The organism is Cupriavidus pinatubonensis (assembly GCF_019602855.1).
Classification (GTDB): Bacteria; Pseudomonadota; Gammaproteobacteria; order Burkholderiales; family Burkholderiaceae; genus Cupriavidus; species Cupriavidus pinatubonensis.
Window position 1 is genome coordinate 1,048,526 of the sequence record NZ_CP080767.1, and the last position, 19,607, is coordinate 1,068,132.

Consider the following 19,607-nt stretch of genomic DNA (forward strand, 5'->3'; position numbering starts at 1 on the left):
ATGGCGAAGCTTGAGACCCTGAAGGCCGCGCTCGAGAAAGTTCTCGGCAAGCGCGTGCAGAAACTGATCGAGGCGACCGGCGAACTGACGCTGATCGTCAAGGCAGATGACTACCTCGAAGTTGCCCGCACGCTGCGCGACGATCCGTCGCTGCGTTTCGAGCAGCTGATCGACCTCTGCGGCGTCGATTATTCCGACTTCGGCGATGGCGCCTGGGATGGTCTGCGTTTTGCCGCGGTATCGCACCTGTTGTCCGTGACTCACAACTGGCGTCTGCGTCTGCGTGTGTTTGCGCCGGATGACGATTTCCCCGTGGTGCCGTCGCTGATCGACGTGTGGAACTCGGTGAACTGGTTCGAGCGCGAAGCGTTCGACTTCTACGGCATCGTCTTCGAAGGCCATCCGGACCTGCGCCGCCTGCTGACCGACTACGGTTTTGTCGGCCACCCGTTCCGCAAGGACTTCCCGGTGTCGGGTTACGTGGAAATGCGCTACGACCCCGAGCAGAAACGGGTCATCTACCAGCCGGTCACGATCGAACCTCGCGAAATCACGCCGCGCGTGATCCGCGAGGAAAACTACGGCGGCACGCAGCACTGATTAGGCGCCATGGCAGACATCAAGAATTACACCCTGAACTTCGGACCGCAGCACCCGGCCGCGCACGGCGTGCTGCGCCTCGTGCTGGAGCTGGACGGCGAAGTGATCCAGCGTGCCGACCCGCACATCGGCCTGCTGCATCGTGCCACCGAAAAGCTGGCAGAGCAGAAGAGCTGGATCCAGAACGTTCCATACATGGACCGTCTCGACTACGTGTCGATGATGTCCAACGAACACGCCTATGTGATGGCGATCGAGCGGCTGCTTGGCATCGAAGTGCCGATCCGCGCGCAGTACATCCGTGTGATGTTCGACGAAATCACTCGCCTGCTGAACCACCTGATGTGGATCGGTGCGCATGCGCTCGACGTGGGCGCGATGGCGGTGTTCCTCTACGCGTTCCGCGAGCGCGAGGACATGTTCGACATGTACGAGGCGGTGTCGGGCGCGCGCATGCACGCGGCCTACTACCGTCCGGGCGGCGTGTATCGCGACCTGCCTGACACAATGCCGCAATATCGCGCGTCCAAGGTTCACAACGAGCGTGCCATCAAGGTCATGAACGAAGCCCGTTCAGGCTCGCTGCTGGACTTTATCGAGGACTTCACCAACCGGTTCCCGAAGTACGTCGACGAGTACGAGACGCTGCTGACCGACAACCGGATCTGGAAGCAGCGTCTGGTCGATATCGGTGTGGTCAGCCCGGAGCGCGCGCTGCAGATGGGTTTCACCGGTCCGATGCTGCGTGGTTCGGGCATTGCCTGGGACCTGCGCAAGAAGCAGCCGTACGAGGTGTACGACAAGATGGACTTCGATGTGCCGGTGGGCGTGGGCGGCGACTGCTACGCGCGCTACCTGGTCCGTGTCGAAGAGATGCGCCAGTCCAACCGCATCATCAAGCAGTGCATCGAATGGCTGCGCCGTAATCCGGGCCCGGTGATCACTGACAACCACAAGGTTGCGCCGCCGTCGCGGGTGGACATGAAGTCGAACATGGAAGAACTGATCCACCACTTCAAGCTGTTCACCGAAGGCATGCACGTGCCGGAAGGTGAAGCGTATGCAGCGGTGGAGCACCCGAAGGGTGAATTCGGTATCTACGCGATCTCTGACGGCGCGAACAAGCCGTACCGCCTGAAGATCCGCGCACCCGGCTTCCCCCACCTGGCCGCCCTCGACGAGATGGCCAAGGGACACATGATTGCTGACGCGGTAACGATCATCGGCACGCAAGACATCGTCTTCGGCGAGATCGACCGCTAAACACGGACCGCTGGCCCGGACGACGATCCGGGCGCTTCCTTGCCGCGACCGGTGTGTCATCGGGGAGCGGCGGGGAAACCCACGGCGGAACGGCAGGGCCTAAGGCCCGCCGGCGGAACAGGCAGCGACGGCTGCAAACCTGCGGATGCAAGCCCGTTTGCTGCCTCCGCCGTTTTACTGCAATGACCATGCTATCAGCAGAAGCTCTCAAGGAAATCGATCGCGCGATCGCGAAGTATCCGGCCGACCAGAAGCAGTCGGCCGTGATGGCGGCGCTTGCCGTGGCGCAGGGCGAGGTGGGCTGGGTTTCCCCCGAAGTCATGCAGTTCGTCGCCAGCTATCTCGACATGCCGCCCGTGTGGGTGGAAGAGGTGGCGACCTTCTACAACATGTACGACACCAAGCCGGTGGGTAGATTCAAGCTCGCCGTCTGCACCAACCTGCCCTGCGCCCTGTCGGGCGGCGAGCGGGCCGGCGAGTACCTCAAGCGCAAGCTTGGCATCGACTACAACGAGACCACTGCCGACGGCTGCTTCACCTTGAAAGAAGGTGAGTGCATGGGCGCTTGCGGCGACGCGCCGGTAATGATCGTCAACAACACCCGCATGTGCAGCTTCATGAGCGACGACAAGCTCGACGCGCTGGTCGACGAGCTGAAGGCCGACGCTGCCGCCAAGGGGGCAAAGTAACATGACCTCTCTGCACGACCGCCACATCCAGCCGCTGATCCTGGCCGGCCTGGACGGCAAGAACTGGCACCTGGAAGACTACGTCAAGCGCGGCGGCTACCAGCAGCTCAAGCGCATCCTGACCGAAAAGATCCCGCCCGAGCAGGTGATCGCGGACGTCAAGGCCTCGGGCCTGCGTGGCCGTGGGGGCGCGGGCTTCCCGACCGGCCTGAAGTGGAGCTTCATGCCGCGTACGTTTCCGGGCCAGAAGTACCTCGTCTGCAATACCGATGAGGGCGAGCCCGGTACGTTCAAGGACCGCGACATCATCCGGTTCAATCCGCACTCGCTGATCGAGGGCATGGCCATCGGCGCTTACGCGATGGGCATCACCGTGGGCTACAACTATATCCACGGCGAGATCTGGAACGAATACAAGATCTTCGAGGAAGCCCTCGAAGAGGCGCGCGCCGCGGGTTTCCTCGGCGACAACATCCTGGGCTCGGGCTTCAGCTTCCAGCTGCACGCCCACCATGGCTATGGCGCGTACATCTGCGGCGAAGAAACCGCGCTGCTCGAATCGCTGGAAGGCAAGAAGGGCCAGCCGCGTTTCAAGCCGCCCTTCCCGGCGAGCTTCGGCCTGTACGGCAAGCCGACCACCATCAATAACACCGAGACGTTTGCCGCGGTGCCGTTCCTGCTGGCCATCGGCCCGGAGAACTACCTGAAGATGGGCAAGCCGAACAACGGCGGAACCAAGATCTTCTCGATCTCCGGTGACGTCGAGCGTCCGGGCAACTACGAGATCCCGCTGGGCACGCCGTTCGCCAAGCTGCTGGAGCTGGCTGGTGGCATGCGCGGTGGCAAGCGCATCAAGGCCGTGATTCCCGGTGGTTCGTCCGCGCCGGTCGTACCGGGCGAGATGATGATGGCGTCCGACATGGACTACGACTCGATCGCCAAGGCCGGCTCGATGCTGGGCTCGGGCGCCGTGATCGTGATGGACGAGACGCGCTGCATGGTGCGCTCGTTGCTGCGCCTGTCGTATTTCTATTTTGAAGAATCGTGTGGCCAGTGCACGCCGTGCCGTGAAGGCACCGGTTGGCTGTACCGCATGGTCAATCGCATTGAACACGGAGAAGGGCGCCAGGAAGACCTGGACCTGCTCAACAACGTCGCGGAAAACATCATGGGCCGCACCATCTGCGCGCTCGGCGATGCCGCGGCGATGCCGGTCCGCGGCATGCTCAAGCACTACTGGAAAGAGTTCGAATATCACGTCGAACACAAGCAGTGCATGGTTCCGGCCTACATCTAAGCGTGGCAGAACATGGTTGAACTCGAGATCGACGGCAAGAAGGTTGAGGTTGCAGAAGGCAGCCTGGTGATGGAAGCAGCCCGCAAGCTGGGCACCTACATCCCGCACTTCTGCTACCACCGCAAACTGTCCATCGCGGCCAACTGCCGCATGTGTCTGGTTGAAGTTGAAAAGGCGCCCAAGGCGCTGCCGGCTTGCGCCACCCCGGTGACCCCGGGCATGAAGGTCTTCACCAATTCGGAGAAGGCCGTCAAGGCACAGAAGTCCGTGATGGAATTCCTGCTGATCAACCACCCGCTCGACTGCCCGATCTGCGATCAGGGCGGCGAATGCCAGCTGCAGGATCTGGCCGTGGGCTACGGTGCTTCGGAGTCGCGCTACAAGGAAGAGAAGCGCGTGGTGTTCCACAAGAATGTGGGCCCGCTGATCTCCATGGAAGAGATGACCCGCTGCATTCACTGCACCCGCTGCGTGCGCTTTGGCCAGGAAGTGGCCGGCGTGATGGAGCTGGGCATGCTGAACCGCGGCGAGCACTCGGAAATCACGACCTTTGTCGGCCAGACCGTGGATTCGGAACTGTCCGGCAACATGATCGACCTGTGCCCGGTCGGCGCGCTGACCAGCAAGCCGTTCCGCTACTCGGCCCGTACGTGGGAGCTCGCACGCCGCAAGTCGGTGTCGCCGCACGACGGCCTGGGTGCCAACCTGGTCGTCCAGAGCAAGAACCAGCGCGTCATGCGCGTGCTGCCGCTCGAGAACGAAGACGTCAACGAGTGCTGGATCTCGGACAAGGACCGCTTCTCGTATGAAGGCCTGAACAGTGCCGACCGTCTGACGCGCCCGCTGCTGAAGCAGGGCGGCCAGTGGATCGAAACCGACTGGCAGACCGCGCTCGAATACGTGGCCAATGGCCTCGCGAGCATCAAGCGCGACCATGGCGCCGACCAGATCGCTGCGCTGGCCAGCCCGCACAGCACGCTGGAAGAGCTGTATTTGCTCGGCAAGCTGATGCGCGGCATCGGTAGCGACAACGTCGACTTCCGTCTGCGCCAGTCAGATTTCTCGGCAGCGCTGAAGGGCGCGCCTTGGCTTGGCATGCCGGTGGCCGATGTGTCCACGCTGCAACGCGTGCTGGTGATCGGTTCGTCGCTGCGCAAAGACCACCCGTTGCTGGCCTCGCGTCTGCGCCAGGCAGGCAAGAAGGGCGCCCGCGTCGCCGTGCTCGGTGCAGGCGGTGAAGACCTGCTGATGCCGTTGGCCGCGCGTATCGACGTGGCCCCGTCGGGCTGGACCGCTGCGCTGGCTGGTATCGCCCGTGCCGTGGCGACCGCCAAGGGCGTCGCCGCACCGGCAGGCACCGAAGGTTTTGACGGTGGCGATGCCGCCCGTGCCGCCGCCGACGCGCTGCTGTCGGGCGAGCGCCGCGCCGTGTTCCTCGGCAACGAGGCCGTGCGTCATCCGCAGTTCGCTGCGCTGCACGCGCTGGCACAGTGGATCGCTACGGAAGCCGGCGCCACGCTGGGCTTCCTGACCGAGGCTGCAAACACCGTGGGTGGCTATGTCGCCGGTGCGCTGCCGAAGCAGGGCGGTGCCAACGCGCAGGCGATGCTGGAATCGCCGCGCAAGGCCTACGTGCTGCTCAACACGGAACCTGAGTTCGACGCCGCCGACCCGCGCAAGGCCTTGGCCGCGCTGGCCCAGGCTGGCACCGTGGTCGTATTGTCGCCGTTCCGCTCGGAAGCGGCCATGCAGTATGCCGACGTGATCCTGCCGGTTACGCCGTTCACCGAAACTGCGGGTACCTTCGTCAACTGCGAAGGCCTGCCGCAGAGCTTCAATGGCGTGGTGCGCGCGCTCGGCGAATCCCGTCCGGCCTGGAAGGTACTGCGTGTGCTGGGCAACCTGCTGGACGTGGCCGGTTTCGACTACGACAGCGCCGAAGCAGTTCGCGCCGAAGTGCTGGCCAACCCGGTTGCACCGCAACTGAGCAACGCCACCGACGCGCCGATCCGGGTGAGCGCCGCCGCTGCCAATGGCATCGAGCGTATTGCAGATGTGCCGATCTACCACGCCGATCCGATCGTGCGCCGTGCCGAATCGCTGCAGCTGACCGCCGCGGCCCGCCGCGCGCAGCAAGTGGCGCTGTCCGCCGATCTGTTCGCCGGTCTGGGTATCCAATCGGGCGACCCGGTCCGCGTGACGCAGGGCGAGGGTAGCGTGGTGCTGCCGGGCGTGCTGGAAAACACGCTGCCGGCCAACACTGTGCGCGTTCCGGCTGCAACCCCGGCGGCAATGGGCCTCGGCGCCATGTTCGGCACGGTCAAGGTCGAGAAGGCTGTCGACCTGTCCGCCGGCCAGAAGGCCGCTGCAACGGCCGGCGCGGCCTGAGCCATACAAGAATAGCGAGAACGCAACATGATCGACTGGATTACCTCGCAAGGCCACGCCATCTTCGGCGGCGCTTGGACGCCGCTGTGGATCCTGATTCGGGCCGTGCTCATTGTGGTGCCGCTGCTGCTGTGCGTGGCCTACCTGATTCTGTGGGAGCGCAAGCTGATCGGCTGGATGCACGTGCGTCTGGGGCCGAACCGCGTCGGCCCGCTGGGCCTGCTGCAGCCGATCGCCGACGTGCTGAAGCTGCTGCTCAAAGAAGTCATGACGCCGACGCACGTCAGCAAGGGCATGTACCTGATTGCCCCGCTGATGGTGCTGATGCCTGCGGTTGCCATTTGGGCCGTGATCCCGTTCCAGGCGGAAGTGGTGATGGCCGACGTGAATGCCGGTCTGCTGTACGTGATGGCGATCAGCTCGGTCGGCGTGTACGGCGTGATCCTGGCCGGCTGGGCCTCGAACTCCAAGTACGCGTTCCTGGGCGGCATGCGCGCTGCCGCGCAGATGGTGTCGTATGAAATCGCCATGGGCTTCGCGCTGGTGACGGTGCTGATGGTGTCGGGCAGCCTGAACCTGTCGGCGATCGTGAACAGCCAGAACACCGGCTACTTCGCGAACATGGGCATCAACGTGCTGTCGTGGAACTGGATTCCGCTGCTGCCGATGTTCGGCGTGTACTTCATCTCGGGCGTGGCCGAAACCAACCGCCACCCGTTCGACGTGGTGGAAGGCGAATCGGAAATCGTGGCAGGTCACATGATCGAATACTCGGGCATGGCGTTCGCGCTGTTCTTCCTGGCTGAGTACATCAACATGATCATCATCTCGACGATCACGGCGCTGCTGTTCCTCGGCGGCTGGGCGCCTCCGTTCTCGAGCTTCGTGACCAATGCGATCCCCGGCTTCTTCTGGCTGCTGATCAAGGTATTCCTGCTGCTGTCGGTTTTCATCTGGATTCGTGCCTCGTTCCCGCGCTACCGCTATGACCAGATCATGCGCCTGGGCTGGAAGGTGTTCATTCCGCTGACCGTGGGCTGGCTGATCATCGTGGCGATCTGGATCAAGTCGCCTTGGAACATCTGGCACTGAACGGCCAGGCGAGGGCGCGCACGCCGCAACGATACGGTGCGCCCCTCCGGAAATACTAGGAAGCAATCGTCATGCTGCTCGCCATCAAGGACTTCTTCAACAGCCTGCTCCTGAAGGAACTCTTCAAGGGTATGGCTCTGACCGGCCGCTATCTCTTCGCGCGCAAGGTCACGGTCCAGTTCCCGGAAGAGAAAACGCCGATCTCGCCGCGTTTCCGCGGCCTGCACGCGCTGCGCCGCTACCCGAACGGGGAAGAGCGCTGCATCGCCTGCAAGCTGTGCGAAGCCGTGTGCCCGGCGCTGGCCATCACTATCGAGTCTGACGTGCGTGCCGACGGCACCCGCCGCACCACGCGCTACGACATCGACCTGACCAAGTGCATTTTCTGCGGCTTCTGCGAAGAGGCCTGCCCGGTCGACGCCGTCGTCGAAACGCCGATCCTGGAATACCACGGCGAGAAGCGGGGCGACCTGTACTTCACGAAGGACATGCTGCTGGCAGTGGGCGACCGCTACGAGCCGCAGATTGCCGCTGCGAAGGCTGCGGACGCCAAGTACCGCTGATATCTGTTGGCGCCGGCCCGGCCGGCGCTGCCAAGCGAATTTGAATCGGGTCCCGCAAGGGGCCAATGGAAGGATGCCGCAGGCGCGGGCCACCCGGTAGGGGAGGTTTGTGCCGAAGGCCAAGAGAGGATCCGACAAGGACCATGGAACTCACGACCACCATCTTCTACGTCTTTGCGCTGGTGCTGGTGCTCTCCGCACTGAAAGTCATCACCGCGAAGAACCCGGTGCACTCCGCACTGTTCCTCGTACTGTCGTTCTTCACGGCCGCGGCGATCTGGTTGCTGCTCAAGGCAGAATTCCTCGCCATCCTGCTGGTGCTGGTGTATGTCGGCGCCGTGATGGTGCTGTTCCTGTTCGTAGTCATGATGATCGATATCGACATCGAACATCTGCGCAGGGATTTCTGGACGTACGTGCCGCTCGCGTCTGTGGTCGGTGCGCTGATCATTGCCGAAATGGCCATCGTGCTGGTGCGCAACTTCATCGGCACGACTGCGCCGGTGCTGCCCGCCGGTTCGCAGGATCCGGGCTACTCGAACACCGCCGCGCTCGGCAAGCTGATCTACAACGACTATATCTATGCGTTCGAAGTGGCCGGCATCATCCTGCTGGTGGCTATCATCGCAGCCGTTGCTTTGACCCTGCGCCGCCGCAAGGATGTCAAGGGCCAGGATATTCCGTCGCAGCTGCGTACTCGCCGCGACGACCGCGTACGCCTGGTTGCCATGCCTGCTGAAAGCCAGACTGCCCAGGCCGACGCCGCGGCGACTGCCAACAAGAACTAAAGCCACGGAGAAACGCTGTGCTCTCTCTCGCCCATTTCCTCGTGCTCGGTGCGATCCTGTTCGCGATCAGCATCGTCGGTATTTTCCTGAACCGCAAGAACGTGATCGTGCTGCTGATGGCGATCGAACTCATGCTGCTTGCGGTGAACATGAACTTCGTCGCCTTCTCGCACTACATGGGCGACCTGGCCGGACAGGTTTTCGTTTTCTTCATCCTCACGGTGGCCGCAGCCGAGTCGGCAATCGGTCTGGCAATCCTGGTCGTGCTGTTCCGCAATCTGGACACGATCAACGTGGATGACATGGATACCCTGAAGTACTGATCCATGACGCACCACGCAATGAACCCAGACTGCTCACCGCTCGCACACCAATAAGCGTCCTATGGCAACCACGCTCAACCCCAACCTGCTGCTCGCGATTGCGCTGGCGCCGCTAGTCGGCTCAGCCATCGCCGGCCTGTTCGGCACCAAGTTCTTTGGCCTGTTTTCCTCGGAGTCGCGCGGCGGCCGGATTGTGGCTCACTCCGCGACGATTCTCGGCGTGGCCATTTCCTTCGTGCTGTCGGTGATGGTGCTGCTCGACGTGATGAACGGCGCGAGCTACAACGGCACCGTCTACGAGTGGATGGCCATCGGCGACCTGAAGATGGAAGTCGGCTTCCTGGTCGATTCGCTGACCGCGATGATGATGGTCGTGGTGACCTTCGTGTCCCTGATGGTGCATATCTACACCGTCGGCTACATGGACGGGGACCCCGGCTACAACCGCTTCTTCTCGTACATCTCGCTCTTCACCTTCTCGATGCTGATGCTGGTGATGAGCAACAACTTCCTGCAGCTGTTCTTCGGCTGGGAAGCGGTGGGCCTGGTGTCCTACCTGCTGATCGGCTTCTGGTACACCCGCCCGACCGCGATCTTCGCGAACCTGAAGGCGTTCCTGGTGAACCGCGTCGGTGACTTCGGCTTCATCCTCGGCATCGGCCTGCTGCTGGCCTACAGCGGCAGCATGAACTACTCGGACGTGTTCGCAGCCCGCGAGAAGCTGGCAACGGTGATCTTCCCGGGCACTGACTGGATGATGCTGACGGTGGCCTGCATCTGCCTGTTCATCGGCGCCATGGGCAAGTCGGCCCAATTCCCGCTGCACGTCTGGCTGCCTGACTCGATGGAAGGCCCGACCCCGATTTCCGCGCTGATCCACGCCGCTACCATGGTGACGGCCGGCATTTTCATGGTCAGCCGCATGTCGCCGCTGTTCGAGCTGTCGGACACCGCACTGTCCTTCGTGCTGGTGATCGGCGCCATTACTGCGCTGTTCATGGGCTTCCTGGGCATCATCCAGAACGACATCAAGCGCGTGGTCGCGTACTCGACGCTGTCGCAGCTCGGCTACATGACCGTGGCGCTGGGCGCGTCGGCCTACTCGGTCGCCGTGTTCCACCTGATGACCCACGCGTTCTTCAAGGCACTGCTGTTCCTTGGCGCGGGTTCGGTCATCATCGGCATGCACCACGACCAGGACATCCGCAACATGGGCGGCCTGCGCAAGTACATGCCGATCACCTGGATCACCTCGCTGGTGGGCTCGCTGGCACTGATCGGCACGCCGTTCTTCTCGGGCTTCTACTCGAAGGATTCGATCATCGAAGCCGTGGCCGAGTCGCATCTGGCCGGTTCGGGCTTTGCGTACTTCGCCGTGCTGGCCGGCGTGTTCGTGACCGCGTTCTACTCGTTCCGCATGTACTTCCTGGTTTTCCACGGCAAGGAGCGCTGGGGCCAGAACCATGCTCACCATGGTCACGAAGGCGACCACGAGGATGAGGAAGTTTCGCATGACCACCATCATGGCCTGTCTGCGGGCGAGAAGCCGCACGAGTCGCCGTGGGTGGTGACGCTGCCGCTGGTGCTGCTGGCCATCCCGTCGGTGATCATCGGTGCGATCGCCATCGAGCCGATGCTGTTCGGTGAATTCTTCAAGCACGGTGTGGCATTCAAGGACGTGATCTTCGTTGGCGAAAACCACCACGCCATGAAGGAACTGGAAGAAGCCTTCCACGGCTGGGTGCCGATGGCGATTCATTCGCTGACCACCCCGGTCCTGTGGCTGGCCATCGCCGGTGTCGTGCTGTCGTGGTTCTTCTACATGAAGCGCCCGGACATCCCCGAAGCGATCAAGAACCGCTTCTCGGGCCTGTACAAGCTGCTCGACAACAAGTACTACATGGACGCCATCAACCAGGCCGTGTTCGCACGTGGTGCCCGCCTGCTGGGTACGGGCCTGTGGAAGGGTGGCGACCAGAGCTTTATCGACGGCCTGTTCGTCAATGGTTCGGCGCGCGTGGTGGCTTCTTTCGCCGCAGCCAGCCGCTACCTGCAATCGGGTTACATCTACCACTACGCATTCGCGATGATCGTCGGCATGCTGGTGCTGCTGACGCTCACCGTCACGGGCGTGATTGGCACCAAGTGATAGGCACCGAGTAAGGAAAACAAAGAAATGGTTCTGTCTTTCGCAATCTGGCTGCCTATCTTCTTCGGCTTGCTGGTACTGGCCTCCGGCTCGGACCGCAGCGCCGGCTACGTGAGGTGGATGTCGCTGTTCGGCTCGATCGCCAGCTTCATCGTTACGCTGCCCCTGGTGTTCCACTTCGACAAATCCACGGCGGCGATGCAGTTCGTGGAGAAGTCGTCCTGGATCGAACGCTTCAATATCCAGTACTACCTGGGCGTTGACGGCATCTCGATGTGGTTCGTCGTGCTGACGGCCTTCATCACCGTGATCGTCGTGATTTCGGCCTGGGAAGTGATCACCGAACGCGTGGCCGAGTACATGGCTTCGTTCCTGATCCTGTCTGGCGTGATGGTCGGCGTGTTCTGCGCGCTGGACGGCATGCTGTTCTACGTGTTCTTCGAAGCCACGCTGATCCCGATGTACATCATCATCGGCGTGTGGGGCGGTCCGAACCGTGTGTACGCGGCCTTCAAGTTCTTCCTGTACACGCTGCTGGGCTCGCTGCTGACGCTGGTCGCGCTGCTGTACCTGTACAGCAAGACCGGTACTTTCGAGATCCTGCAGTGGCACCAGGCCAAGCTGTCGCTGAACGAGCAGATCGCGCTGTTCATCGCTTTCTTCATGGCTTTCGCCGTCAAGGTTCCGATGTGGCCGGTGCACACCTGGCTGCCCGATGCCCACGTGGAAGCGCCGACCGGCGGTTCCGTCGTGCTGGCCGCGATCATGCTGAAGCTCGGTGCCTACGGTTTCCTGCGGTTCTCGCTGCCGATCGCGCCTGACGCAAGCCATTCGCTGGCGGCGTTCATCATCACCATCTCGCTGATCGCCGTGATCTATATCGGCCTGGTGGCGCTGGTTCAGGCCGATATGAAGAAGCTGGTCGCGTATTCGTCGATCGCGCACATGGGTTTTGTAACGCTCGGTTTCTTCATCTTCAACGAAATCGGCATCGAAGGCGGCATCGTGCAGATGATCTCGCACGGCTTCATCTCGGGCGCCATGTTCCTGTGCATCGGCGTGCTGTACGACCGCGTGCACTCGCGCCAGATTGCCGACTACGGCGGCGTGGTGAACACCATGCCGAAGTTCGCCGCGCTGTCGGTGTTCTTCGCGATGGCCAACTGCGGCCTGCCGGCGACCTCTGGTTTCGTGGGCGAGTTTATGGTGATCCTGGGCTCGGTCGAGTTCAACTTCTGGATCGGCCTGCTTGCCGCCACTGCACTGATCTTCGGCGCCGCCTACTCGCTGTGGATGGTCAAGCGCGTGATCTTCGGCGACATCGTGCACCAGCACGTCCGCGAGCTGGTCGACCTGAACAAGCGCGAGTTCCTGATGCTGGGCCTTCTCGCCATCATGACGCTGTACATGGGCCTGCACCCGAAGCCCTTCACCGACGTGATGCACGCTTCGGTGGTCAACCTGCTGTCCCACGTGGCGCAGTCGAAGCTGTAAGCGGGGAGAGATAACACTATGCAACCGTCCTCGAGTCTAGCCCCTGTGGCGCCGATTATTTTCCTTGCGATCGCGATTGCCGCGGTCAACTGGATCGACCTTGCCCGCGGCAAGGGCAAGCAAAGCGTCGCGTACCCGCTGTCGCTGCTGTTCACGGCGGTGCTGACCGTCTGGTTCGGCATCAACGCCTCGACCGGCGAGACGCACTACGCGTTCGCCAACCTCGTCGTGATCGATCCGTTGGCCAATGTGCTGTCGGCGTTCTGCTCGGCCGGTCTGTTCATGACGCTGGTCTACACGCGGCGCTACCTGGCCGACCGCGACATGTATGCCGGCGAGTTCTACCAACTCGCGCTGTTCACGCTCGGTGGCCAGATCGTGATGATCACCGGCAACAACTTCCTGACCCTGTACCTGGGTCTGGAACTGCTGTCGCTGTCGTCGTACGCACTGGTGGCGCTGCGCCGCGAGTCGCGCGTGACGTCGGAATCGGCGATGAAGTACTTCGTGCTGGGCGCGCTGGCTTCGGGCTTCCTGTTGTACGGCATCTCGATGATGTACGGCGCGACCGGTTCGCTGAACCTCGGCGAAGTGTTCCGCGTGGTCGAGTCCGGCCGCGTCAACACGACCATGCTGGCCTTTGGCGTGGTGTTCATCGTCGCCGGCCTGTCGTTCAAGCTGGGCGCCGCACCGTTCCACATGTGGATTCCGGACATCTACCAGGGCTCGCCGACCGCGGTGACGCTGCTGATCGCAGGTGGCCCGAAGGTGGCGGCGTTCGCGCTGATCGTGCGCGTGCTGGTGGAAGGCTTGCTGCCGCTGGCCGCTGACTGGCAGAGCATGCTGGTGGTGCTGGCCATCGTGTCGCTGGCGATCGGTAACCTGACCGCCATCGTCCAGACCAACCTGAAGCGGATGCTGGCTTACTCGACCATTTCGCACATGGGCTTCATCCTGCTGGGCATGCTGTCCGGCGTGGTGGCCAACAAAGCGGATGGCGCGGCGAATGCCTACAGTGCGTCGATGTTTTACTCGATCACGTATCTGCTGACGACGCTGGGCACCTTCGGCCTGATCCTGCTGCGTACGACCAAGGGCTTCGAAGCCGAGACGCTGGAAGACCTGAAGGGCATGTCGCGTCGCAACCCGTGGTTCGCGTTCCTGATGCTGGTGATGATGTTCTCGCTGGCCGGCATTCCGCCGACCGTGGGCTTCTACGCCAAGCTGGCGGTGCTCGAAGCCGTGGTGAGGTCCGGCATGACGTGGCTGGCGGTGGTGGCGGTGCTGTTCTCGCTGATCGGCGCGTTCTACTACCTGCGTGTCGTCAAGCTGATGTACTTCGATGCGCCGGTGGGCGAAGAGCCGCTCGAAGCGACGGCTAGCCTTCGTTCGATGCTGAGCCTGAATGGTGCGGCAGTGATCGTGCTGGGCATCTTCCCGGCTGCGCTGATGAACCTGTGCTATCAGGCCATCCGCGCAACGCTGGCCTCGTAAGCGTACGAGGCGACAAGGCATGAGTTCCCCGGCGGGCGGCTGGTTTGTCATCTTGTTGGCACTGGTGTGTGCCAACCTGCCGTTCGTCAACCAGCGCCTGTTCGCAGTGATCCCGCTGCGCTGGAGCCGCAAGCCGCTGTGGCTGCGGCTGCTGGAACTGATCTGCTGGTATGCGGCCGCCGGCCTGGCCGGCTTTGCGGTGGAGGCAAGCCTCGGCAACGCCTTTCCACAAGGCTGGCAGTTCTACGCCATCACGGCGTGCATGATGCTGGTGTTCGCCTTCCCGGGCTTTACCTGGCAGTACCTCGTCAAACACCGCACGGCCTGAAGCCGGTCATGAAGCCGCCGGGCGTGCCATTCACCCGGAGCGCTTATGACGGACAAGACCCAGGACAAAGACTTTCCACCGTCGAGCGACGATGGACTCAAGGAAGTCTGCGTGGCTTCGGCCACCGTCCATCGCGGCAAATTTCTCACGCTGAAGCAAGACATCGTCCGCCTGCCCGACGGCAAGCAGACGGGCCGCGAGTACGTGGTGCATCCCGGCGCGGTCATGATGATCCCGCTGTTTGATGACGGCACCGTGCTGATGGAGCGGCAGTTCCGCTATCCGGTCGGTGAAGTCATGGTCGAATTTCCCGCCGGCAAGCTCGATCCCCAAGAGGGCGCGCTGCGCTGTGGCGAGCGCGAGCTGGAGGAAGAGACCGGCTACAGCGCTGCGCGCTGGGACTACCTGACCCGGATTCACCCGGTAATTTCCTATTCGACCGAGTTCATCGACCTGTTCCTCGCGCGCGACCTGACCGCCGGCCAGGCCAAGCTCGACGACGGCGAATTCCTCGAAACCTTCATCGTCCCGGCTGGCCAGGTGCTCGACTGGGTGCGCAAGGGCCGCATTACCGACGTGAAGACGATCATCGGCGCGTTCTGGCTGGAAAAGGTAATCTCGGGGGTCTGGCAACCGGCCGAACAGCCGCTTCAGTCCTGATTCACTGAAGAAAAACGGCGATAGCCGGCCAACAACCGAGCGGTGTGCTTTTCGCGCCACAAGAATGCGGGAAATCCCTTTGGGAAAAAATTAGCACGACCGTTCACAAAATTTTGATTCACGGATACTATTGCCTTTGACGGGCTGGAAAGATCATGAAGGTGCTCGACCTGTGCTGTGCGCAAGATCATCGGTTCGAAGGCTGGTTTGCCTCAGAGGATGATGCGCAATCGCAAATCGCACGCGACCTCGTCCAGTGCCCGGTCTGCGGTGACCACGCCGTGAGCCGGCTGCCCAGTGCGCCGCGCCTGAATCTGTCAGGGGCGACGCAGGCGCAGCGCGGACCGGCGAAGGCGGAGCAGGCGGCGAATGCGCCGGCTACGCTGCAAGCCTTGCAGGCGGCCTATATGAGGGCCGTGCGCAAGGTGATGGCACAGACCGAGGACGTGGGCGACCGCTTTGCCGAGGAGGCAAGGCGTATGCACTATGACGAAGCGCCGGAGCGCGGTATTCGCGGTTCGGCTTCTGCGGAGGAAGTGCAGGCGCTCGCGGAAGAGGGCATCGAGACATTCCCGCTCGTGGTGCCGGATGCTTTGAAGCAGACGGCTCACTGAATTGCGTCCTGTGCCCGTAGTTGTCGGCGCAAGACGCGCAGGCAGAACTACTTGCCGGCACCGTGCCGGCATCACTGGAGACGGGCATGGATCTCAATTACTCGGCGTCCGACGACGCCTTCCGCGAGGAAGTGCGTAGCTGGCTGGAAGCCAATCTGCCGGCGGACATCCGCAGCAAGGTGCTCAACCACCGCCGCCCCAACCGCGACGACCTGGTGCGCTGGCACAAGATCCTGGCGGGCAAGGGCTGGTCGACGCCGCACTGGCCCGTGCAATACGGCGGCACCGGCTGGAACGCCACGCAGCGCCATATCTGGGACGAGGAAAACGCCCGCGCCGGCGCGCCCGGCGTGCTGCCGTTCGGCGTGGCCATGGTCGCGCCCGTGATCATGAAGTACGGCAACGAGCAGCAGAAGTCGTACTACCTGCCGCGTATCCTGGACTGCACCGACTGGTGGTGCCAGGGCTACTCCGAGCCGGGCTCGGGCTCCGACCTGGCTTCGCTCAAGACCCGTGCGGAACTGACGTCGGATGGCAAGCACTACATCGTCAACGGCCAGAAGACCTGGACCACGCTCGGCCAGCATGCCGACATGATCTTCTGTCTGGTGCGCACCGACCCCGAAGCCAAGAAGCAGGAAGGCATCTCGTTCCTGCTGATCGACATGAAGACGCCGGGCATCACCGTGCGGCCGATCATCATGCTCGACGAAGACCATGAAGTGAATGAAGTGTTCTTCGACAACGTCCAGGTGCCGGTGGAAAACCGCGTGGGCGAGGAGAACAAGGGCTGGACCTACGCCAAGTACCTGCTCGGCCATGAGCGCACCGGCATTGCCCGCGTCGGCAATTCGAAGCGCGAGCTTGGCTTCCTCAAGCGCGTGGCGCGCCAGCAGCAGAAGAACGGCAAGCCGCTGCTCGAAGATCCGGTGTTCGGCGCCAAGGTCGCCGCACTGGAAATCGAACTGATGGCCCTGGAGATCACCGTGCTGCGCGTTGTGTCGAGCGAAGCCGCGGGCAAGGGCCCCGGTCCGGAAGCGTCGATGCTGAAGATCAAGGGCACGGAGATCCAGCAATTGCTGACCGAGTTGATGGTGGAAGCCGTCGGCCCGTACGCGCAGCCGTTCGACCCGGCCTACCTGGAGTGCGAACACGAGCATGCGGTGACCGGCTATGACGACGCCGCTCCGCTGGCCTCCTACTACTTCAACTATCGCAAGACCTCCATCTACGGCGGGTCCAATGAAATCCAGCGCAACATCATCAGCCAGATGATCCTGGGGCTGTGAGGAGACACGGAACATGAACTTCAATCTCAGCGACGAACAGAAGCAACTGGCTGACGCCGTACGCCGTTTCATCGACAAGGACTACGACTTCGAGTCGCGCAAGAAGCGCTACGAGAGTGCAGCCGGCTACGGCGAGAATACGTGGGGCGCGCTGGTCGAGCTCGGCCTGACCGCGCTGCCGGTGCCGGAAGAGCAGGGCGGCTTCGCGGGCAAGGCGCTGGACATGATGGTGGTGCAGCAGGAACTCGGCCGCGGCCTGATCGTGGAGCCGTACCTCGCGACCGTGGTCGGCGCGTATGCGCTGGGCCTGGCCGGTGGCCAGGAAGCGCTGCTCGAGCAGGTTGCAGGCGGTGAGCTGAAGCTGGCGGTAGCCTTCAATGAGCCGCAGGCGCGCTATGAGCTGAACAACGTCCGCGTGACCGCGCGCGACGGCAAGCTCAATGGCCGCAAGTCGGTGGTGATTCACGGCGGCCAGGCTGACAAGCTGATCGTGTCGGCACGCAGCAACGGTGCGGATGCCGATCGCGATGGCATCTCGCTGTTCCTCGTCGATGCCAAGGGTGTCGGCGTCAGCATCAAGGACTACCGCACCATCGACAACCTGCGCGCGGCCGATATCACGTTCCAGGATGCGCCGGCTCAACTGCTCGGCGAGGCCGGCAAGGCTTTCGACCAGGTCGAGCAGGTGGCGGACTACGCCGCGGTGCTGCTGTGCGCCGAGGCCGTGGGCGTCATGGACAACCTCAACGCCGCCACGCTGGAATACGCCAAGACGCGCCAGCAGTTCGGCCAGCCGATTGCGCGTTTTCAGGCGCTGCAGCACCGCATGGTCGAGATGTTCATCCATGCCGAGCAGTCGCGCTCGATCACGCTGCTGGCAGCGGCCCGCTTCGAGGAGAGCAACCCCGAAGAGCGCCGCCGCTACGTCTCGGCCGCCAAGGCACGGGTCGGCCAGGCCGCGCGCTATGTCGGCCAGGAAGCCGTGCAGATCCACGGTGGCATGGGCGTGACCAACGAACTGCCGGCCGCGCACATGTTCAAGCGCCTGACGCTGATCAACACCACGTTCGGTGACGTGGATCATCACCTGGGCCGGTTCGCCGGCCAGGCAAGCTTCCAGGAAGCTGCCTGATCCAGTGATGACTGTCGAAACCGCGCCGTAGTCCAGGCGCGGTTTTTTCTTTATGGGCTGTTAGGGGCGGCTTCGGCAAATACGGACGCACGCCGTCACGCGCCATGCGATGATCGTGATGACAAGTCAACAGCCAGCGACTACGGAGACACAATCCATGCTGTATTTCGAGGACTTTGAGGTGGGCAGCCGCCGTGAACTCGGCTCCTACCTCGTCACTGAGGAAGAGATCCTCAGCTTTGCCCGTCAGTACGACCCTCAGCCGTTCCACATCGACAAGGAAGCAGCCGCCAAGAGCATCTACGGCGGGCTGATTTCCAGCGGCTGGATGACGTGCTCGATCATGATGCGCCTGCTGGTGCTCAGCACCACGGGCAAGTCGGCCAGCATGGGTTCGCCGGGCGTCGACGAGATCCGCTGGCTGAAGCCCATCTATGCCGGCGACACGCTGACCGCCGTGCTGGTCGTGCTGGATACCCGGCCGTCGCAATCCAAGCCCGACCGTGGCGTGGTGCACACCCAGTGGGAAGCCACCAACCAGCGCGGCGAACTGGTCTGCACGGTCAAGGGCATGGGCATGTACGGCCGCCGTCCCGCCTGAGATCGCAACACACCCTAAACACAGAGGAATCACCGACATGCGCACGATCGCATCGCTCGAAGAACTGGAAAGCCTGCAAGGGCAGGAGGTCGCCGTCAGCGACTGGATGGAGATCACGCAAGAGCAGGTCAACCTGTTCGCCGAAGCGACCGGCGACCACCAGTGGATCCACGTCGACGTGGAACGTGCCAGGAAGGAATCGCCTTATGGCGGTCCGATCGCGCACGGCTTCCTGACGCTGTCTCTGGTTCCGAAGTTCATGCACAACGCGCTGCACATGCCGTCGAAGATCGGCGTGAACTATGGCCTGAACCGGGTGCGCTTCACCGCACCGGTGCCGGTGGGCAGCAAGCTGCGCGCGCGCATCAAGCTGCAGAAGGTCGAGCGGCTCGATCCGCTGCCTAAGTCGCCCGAGCTGGTCGGTGCGCAGTCGACGTGGGAAGTGACGATCGAACGCGAGGGCAGCGACCGTCCGGTGTGCGTGGCTGAGTCAATTAGTCGCAGGTACGGTTAAGCCACTGTTGTTTTGTTGATACAGGAAGAAAAAGGCCGTCGGGAGGCGGCCTTTTTCAGTTTTTGACGATAATGATGACAACGCCACACATTTCCAGTGACTGTGACATCGCATATTACGATTGTCCGGTTTTCTGAACAGTGTGTTCTGAGTCGTTGGGTTTACCCGTAATGTTGCGTTGCGGTACAGTCGCGCCCACGATGTTTTACGTGTTGCACATCCTGGACGGAAACCGCGCTTGCTCACAAGGCAGGCCAGCCGGGAAGTGCAAAAACTTCGTGGTTCAACGCTACCCGGCCGCAGTCTTGAGCCGGGACCGTTCGCGGTTT

The 19,607-nt window shown here is 62.6% G+C and carries 19 protein-coding genes; all 19 read left to right on the top strand.

Annotated elements, in window-relative coordinates; genetic code table 11:
• The 19 genes from K2O51_RS17315 (at position 1) to K2O51_RS17405 (ending at position 19,278) form a co-directional block, all read left to right on the top strand.
• Entirely contained in the window at positions 1-600 is a 600-nt protein-coding gene (locus K2O51_RS17315) for an NADH-quinone oxidoreductase subunit C (protein ID WP_011297146.1), read from the top strand.
• Between the two features lie 9 nt (positions 601-609).
• Positions 610-1,863, top strand: a complete 1,254-nt coding sequence (locus K2O51_RS17320) for an NADH-quinone oxidoreductase subunit D (protein WP_011297147.1) — start codon at positions 610-612, stop codon at positions 1,861-1,863.
• A 188-nt stretch (positions 1,864-2,051) separates the two neighbouring features.
• Positions 2,052-2,552: an NADH-quinone oxidoreductase subunit NuoE gene (nuoE, locus tag K2O51_RS17325; RefSeq protein WP_041679856.1), complete on the top strand. Its 501-nt coding sequence runs from the start codon at positions 2,052-2,054 to the stop codon at positions 2,550-2,552.
• A 1-nt stretch (position 2,553) separates the two neighbouring features.
• Positions 2,554-3,849, top strand: coding sequence for an NADH-quinone oxidoreductase subunit NuoF (nuoF, locus tag K2O51_RS17330; RefSeq protein ID WP_011297149.1), 1,296 nt, complete (start codon positions 2,554-2,556; stop codon positions 3,847-3,849).
• Positions 3,850-3,861: 12 nt separating this feature from the next.
• Positions 3,862-6,237 carry an NADH-quinone oxidoreductase subunit NuoG gene (nuoG, locus tag K2O51_RS17335; RefSeq protein ID WP_220631431.1) on the top strand — a complete coding sequence of 792 codons (2,376 nt, stop codon included), beginning with the start codon at positions 3,862-3,864 and terminating at the stop codon, positions 6,235-6,237.
• A gap of 27 nt (positions 6,238-6,264) precedes the next feature.
• On the top strand, positions 6,265-7,329 hold the full coding sequence (gene nuoH / locus K2O51_RS17340; RefSeq protein WP_011297151.1) for an NADH-quinone oxidoreductase subunit NuoH: 1,065 nt from the start codon (positions 6,265-6,267) through the stop codon (positions 7,327-7,329).
• Between the two features lie 71 nt (positions 7,330-7,400).
• Positions 7,401-7,892, top strand: coding sequence for an NADH-quinone oxidoreductase subunit NuoI (nuoI, locus tag K2O51_RS17345; RefSeq protein WP_011297152.1), 492 nt, complete (start codon positions 7,401-7,403; stop codon positions 7,890-7,892).
• A 143-nt stretch (positions 7,893-8,035) separates the two neighbouring features.
• Positions 8,036-8,680: an NADH-quinone oxidoreductase subunit J gene (locus K2O51_RS17350; protein ID WP_041679521.1), complete on the top strand. Its 645-nt coding sequence runs from the start codon at positions 8,036-8,038 to the stop codon at positions 8,678-8,680.
• A 17-nt stretch (positions 8,681-8,697) separates the two neighbouring features.
• Positions 8,698-9,003: an NADH-quinone oxidoreductase subunit NuoK gene (nuoK, locus tag K2O51_RS17355; protein ID WP_011297154.1), complete on the top strand. Its 306-nt coding sequence runs from the start codon at positions 8,698-8,700 to the stop codon at positions 9,001-9,003.
• A 61-nt stretch (positions 9,004-9,064) separates the two neighbouring features.
• Complete coding sequence (gene nuoL / locus K2O51_RS17360; protein WP_011297155.1) at positions 9,065-11,152, top strand: NADH-quinone oxidoreductase subunit L; 2,088 nt, start codon at positions 9,065-9,067, stop codon at positions 11,150-11,152.
• A 27-nt stretch (positions 11,153-11,179) separates the two neighbouring features.
• Positions 11,180-12,646, top strand: coding sequence for an NADH-quinone oxidoreductase subunit M (locus tag K2O51_RS17365; protein ID WP_011297156.1), 1,467 nt, complete (start codon positions 11,180-11,182; stop codon positions 12,644-12,646).
• An 18-nt stretch (positions 12,647-12,664) separates the two neighbouring features.
• Positions 12,665-14,140, top strand: a complete 1,476-nt coding sequence (gene nuoN / locus K2O51_RS17370) for an NADH-quinone oxidoreductase subunit NuoN (RefSeq protein WP_220631432.1) — start codon at positions 12,665-12,667, stop codon at positions 14,138-14,140.
• A gap of 19 nt (positions 14,141-14,159) precedes the next feature.
• Positions 14,160-14,468, top strand: coding sequence for a DUF2818 family protein (locus K2O51_RS17375; RefSeq protein ID WP_011297158.1), 309 nt, complete (start codon positions 14,160-14,162; stop codon positions 14,466-14,468).
• 45 nt (positions 14,469-14,513) lie between these two features.
• Positions 14,514-15,128: an NUDIX domain-containing protein gene (locus K2O51_RS17380; protein ID WP_011297159.1), complete on the top strand. Its 615-nt coding sequence runs from the start codon at positions 14,514-14,516 to the stop codon at positions 15,126-15,128.
• Between the two features lie 155 nt (positions 15,129-15,283).
• Positions 15,284-15,742 (top strand): DUF1178 family protein, encoded by a 459-nt coding sequence (locus K2O51_RS17385; protein ID WP_011297160.1) that lies wholly within the window; start codon positions 15,284-15,286, stop codon positions 15,740-15,742.
• Between the two features lie 86 nt (positions 15,743-15,828).
• A complete protein-coding gene (locus K2O51_RS17390; RefSeq protein WP_011297161.1) occupies positions 15,829-17,031 on the top strand; it encodes an acyl-CoA dehydrogenase family protein in 1,203 nt (400 codons plus the stop codon).
• Positions 17,032-17,044: 13 nt separating this feature from the next.
• A complete protein-coding gene (locus tag K2O51_RS17395) occupies positions 17,045-18,163 on the top strand; it encodes an acyl-CoA dehydrogenase family protein (protein WP_011297162.1) in 1,119 nt (372 codons plus the stop codon).
• A 157-nt stretch (positions 18,164-18,320) separates the two neighbouring features.
• Positions 18,321-18,764, top strand: coding sequence for a MaoC family dehydratase (locus K2O51_RS17400; RefSeq protein WP_220631433.1), 444 nt, complete (start codon positions 18,321-18,323; stop codon positions 18,762-18,764).
• Positions 18,765-18,801: 37 nt separating this feature from the next.
• The gene (locus tag K2O51_RS17405) at positions 18,802-19,278 is read left to right on the top strand and encodes a MaoC family dehydratase (protein WP_011297164.1); all 477 of its coding nucleotides are present in this window, start codon (positions 18,802-18,804) and stop codon (positions 19,276-19,278) included.
• Positions 19,279-19,607: the final 329 nt, after the last annotated feature.

Bases quoted from the DNA above. Each gene is read 5' to 3' on its own strand.
- K2O51_RS17315 (WP_011297146.1), top strand. From the start codon at position 1: ATGGCGAAGCTTGAGACCCTGAAGGCCGCGCTCGAGAAAGTTCTCGGC.
- K2O51_RS17320 (WP_011297147.1), top strand. From the start codon at position 610: ATGGCAGACATCAAGAATTACACCCTGAACTTCGGACCGCAGCACCCG.
- nuoE (WP_041679856.1), top strand. From the start codon at position 2,052: ATGCTATCAGCAGAAGCTCTCAAGGAAATCGATCGCGCGATCGCGAAG.
- nuoF (WP_011297149.1), top strand. From the start codon at position 2,554: ATGACCTCTCTGCACGACCGCCACATCCAGCCGCTGATCCTGGCCGGC.
- nuoG (WP_220631431.1), top strand. From the start codon at position 3,862: ATGGTTGAACTCGAGATCGACGGCAAGAAGGTTGAGGTTGCAGAAGGC.
- nuoH (WP_011297151.1), top strand. From the start codon at position 6,265: ATGATCGACTGGATTACCTCGCAAGGCCACGCCATCTTCGGCGGCGCT.
- nuoI (WP_011297152.1), top strand. From the start codon at position 7,401: ATGCTGCTCGCCATCAAGGACTTCTTCAACAGCCTGCTCCTGAAGGAA.
- K2O51_RS17350 (WP_041679521.1), top strand. From the start codon at position 8,036: ATGGAACTCACGACCACCATCTTCTACGTCTTTGCGCTGGTGCTGGTG.
- nuoL (WP_011297155.1), top strand. From the start codon at position 9,065: ATGGCAACCACGCTCAACCCCAACCTGCTGCTCGCGATTGCGCTGGCG.
- K2O51_RS17365 (WP_011297156.1), top strand. From the start codon at position 11,180: ATGGTTCTGTCTTTCGCAATCTGGCTGCCTATCTTCTTCGGCTTGCTG.
- nuoN (WP_220631432.1), top strand. From the start codon at position 12,665: ATGCAACCGTCCTCGAGTCTAGCCCCTGTGGCGCCGATTATTTTCCTT.
- K2O51_RS17375 (WP_011297158.1), top strand. From the start codon at position 14,160: ATGAGTTCCCCGGCGGGCGGCTGGTTTGTCATCTTGTTGGCACTGGTG.
- K2O51_RS17380 (WP_011297159.1), top strand. From the start codon at position 14,514: ATGACGGACAAGACCCAGGACAAAGACTTTCCACCGTCGAGCGACGAT.
- K2O51_RS17385 (WP_011297160.1), top strand. From the start codon at position 15,284: ATGAAGGTGCTCGACCTGTGCTGTGCGCAAGATCATCGGTTCGAAGGC.
- K2O51_RS17390 (WP_011297161.1), top strand. From the start codon at position 15,829: ATGGATCTCAATTACTCGGCGTCCGACGACGCCTTCCGCGAGGAAGTG.
- K2O51_RS17395 (WP_011297162.1), top strand. From the start codon at position 17,045: ATGAACTTCAATCTCAGCGACGAACAGAAGCAACTGGCTGACGCCGTA.
- K2O51_RS17400 (WP_220631433.1), top strand. From the start codon at position 18,321: ATGCTGTATTTCGAGGACTTTGAGGTGGGCAGCCGCCGTGAACTCGGC.
- K2O51_RS17405 (WP_011297164.1), top strand. From the start codon at position 18,802: ATGCGCACGATCGCATCGCTCGAAGAACTGGAAAGCCTGCAAGGGCAG.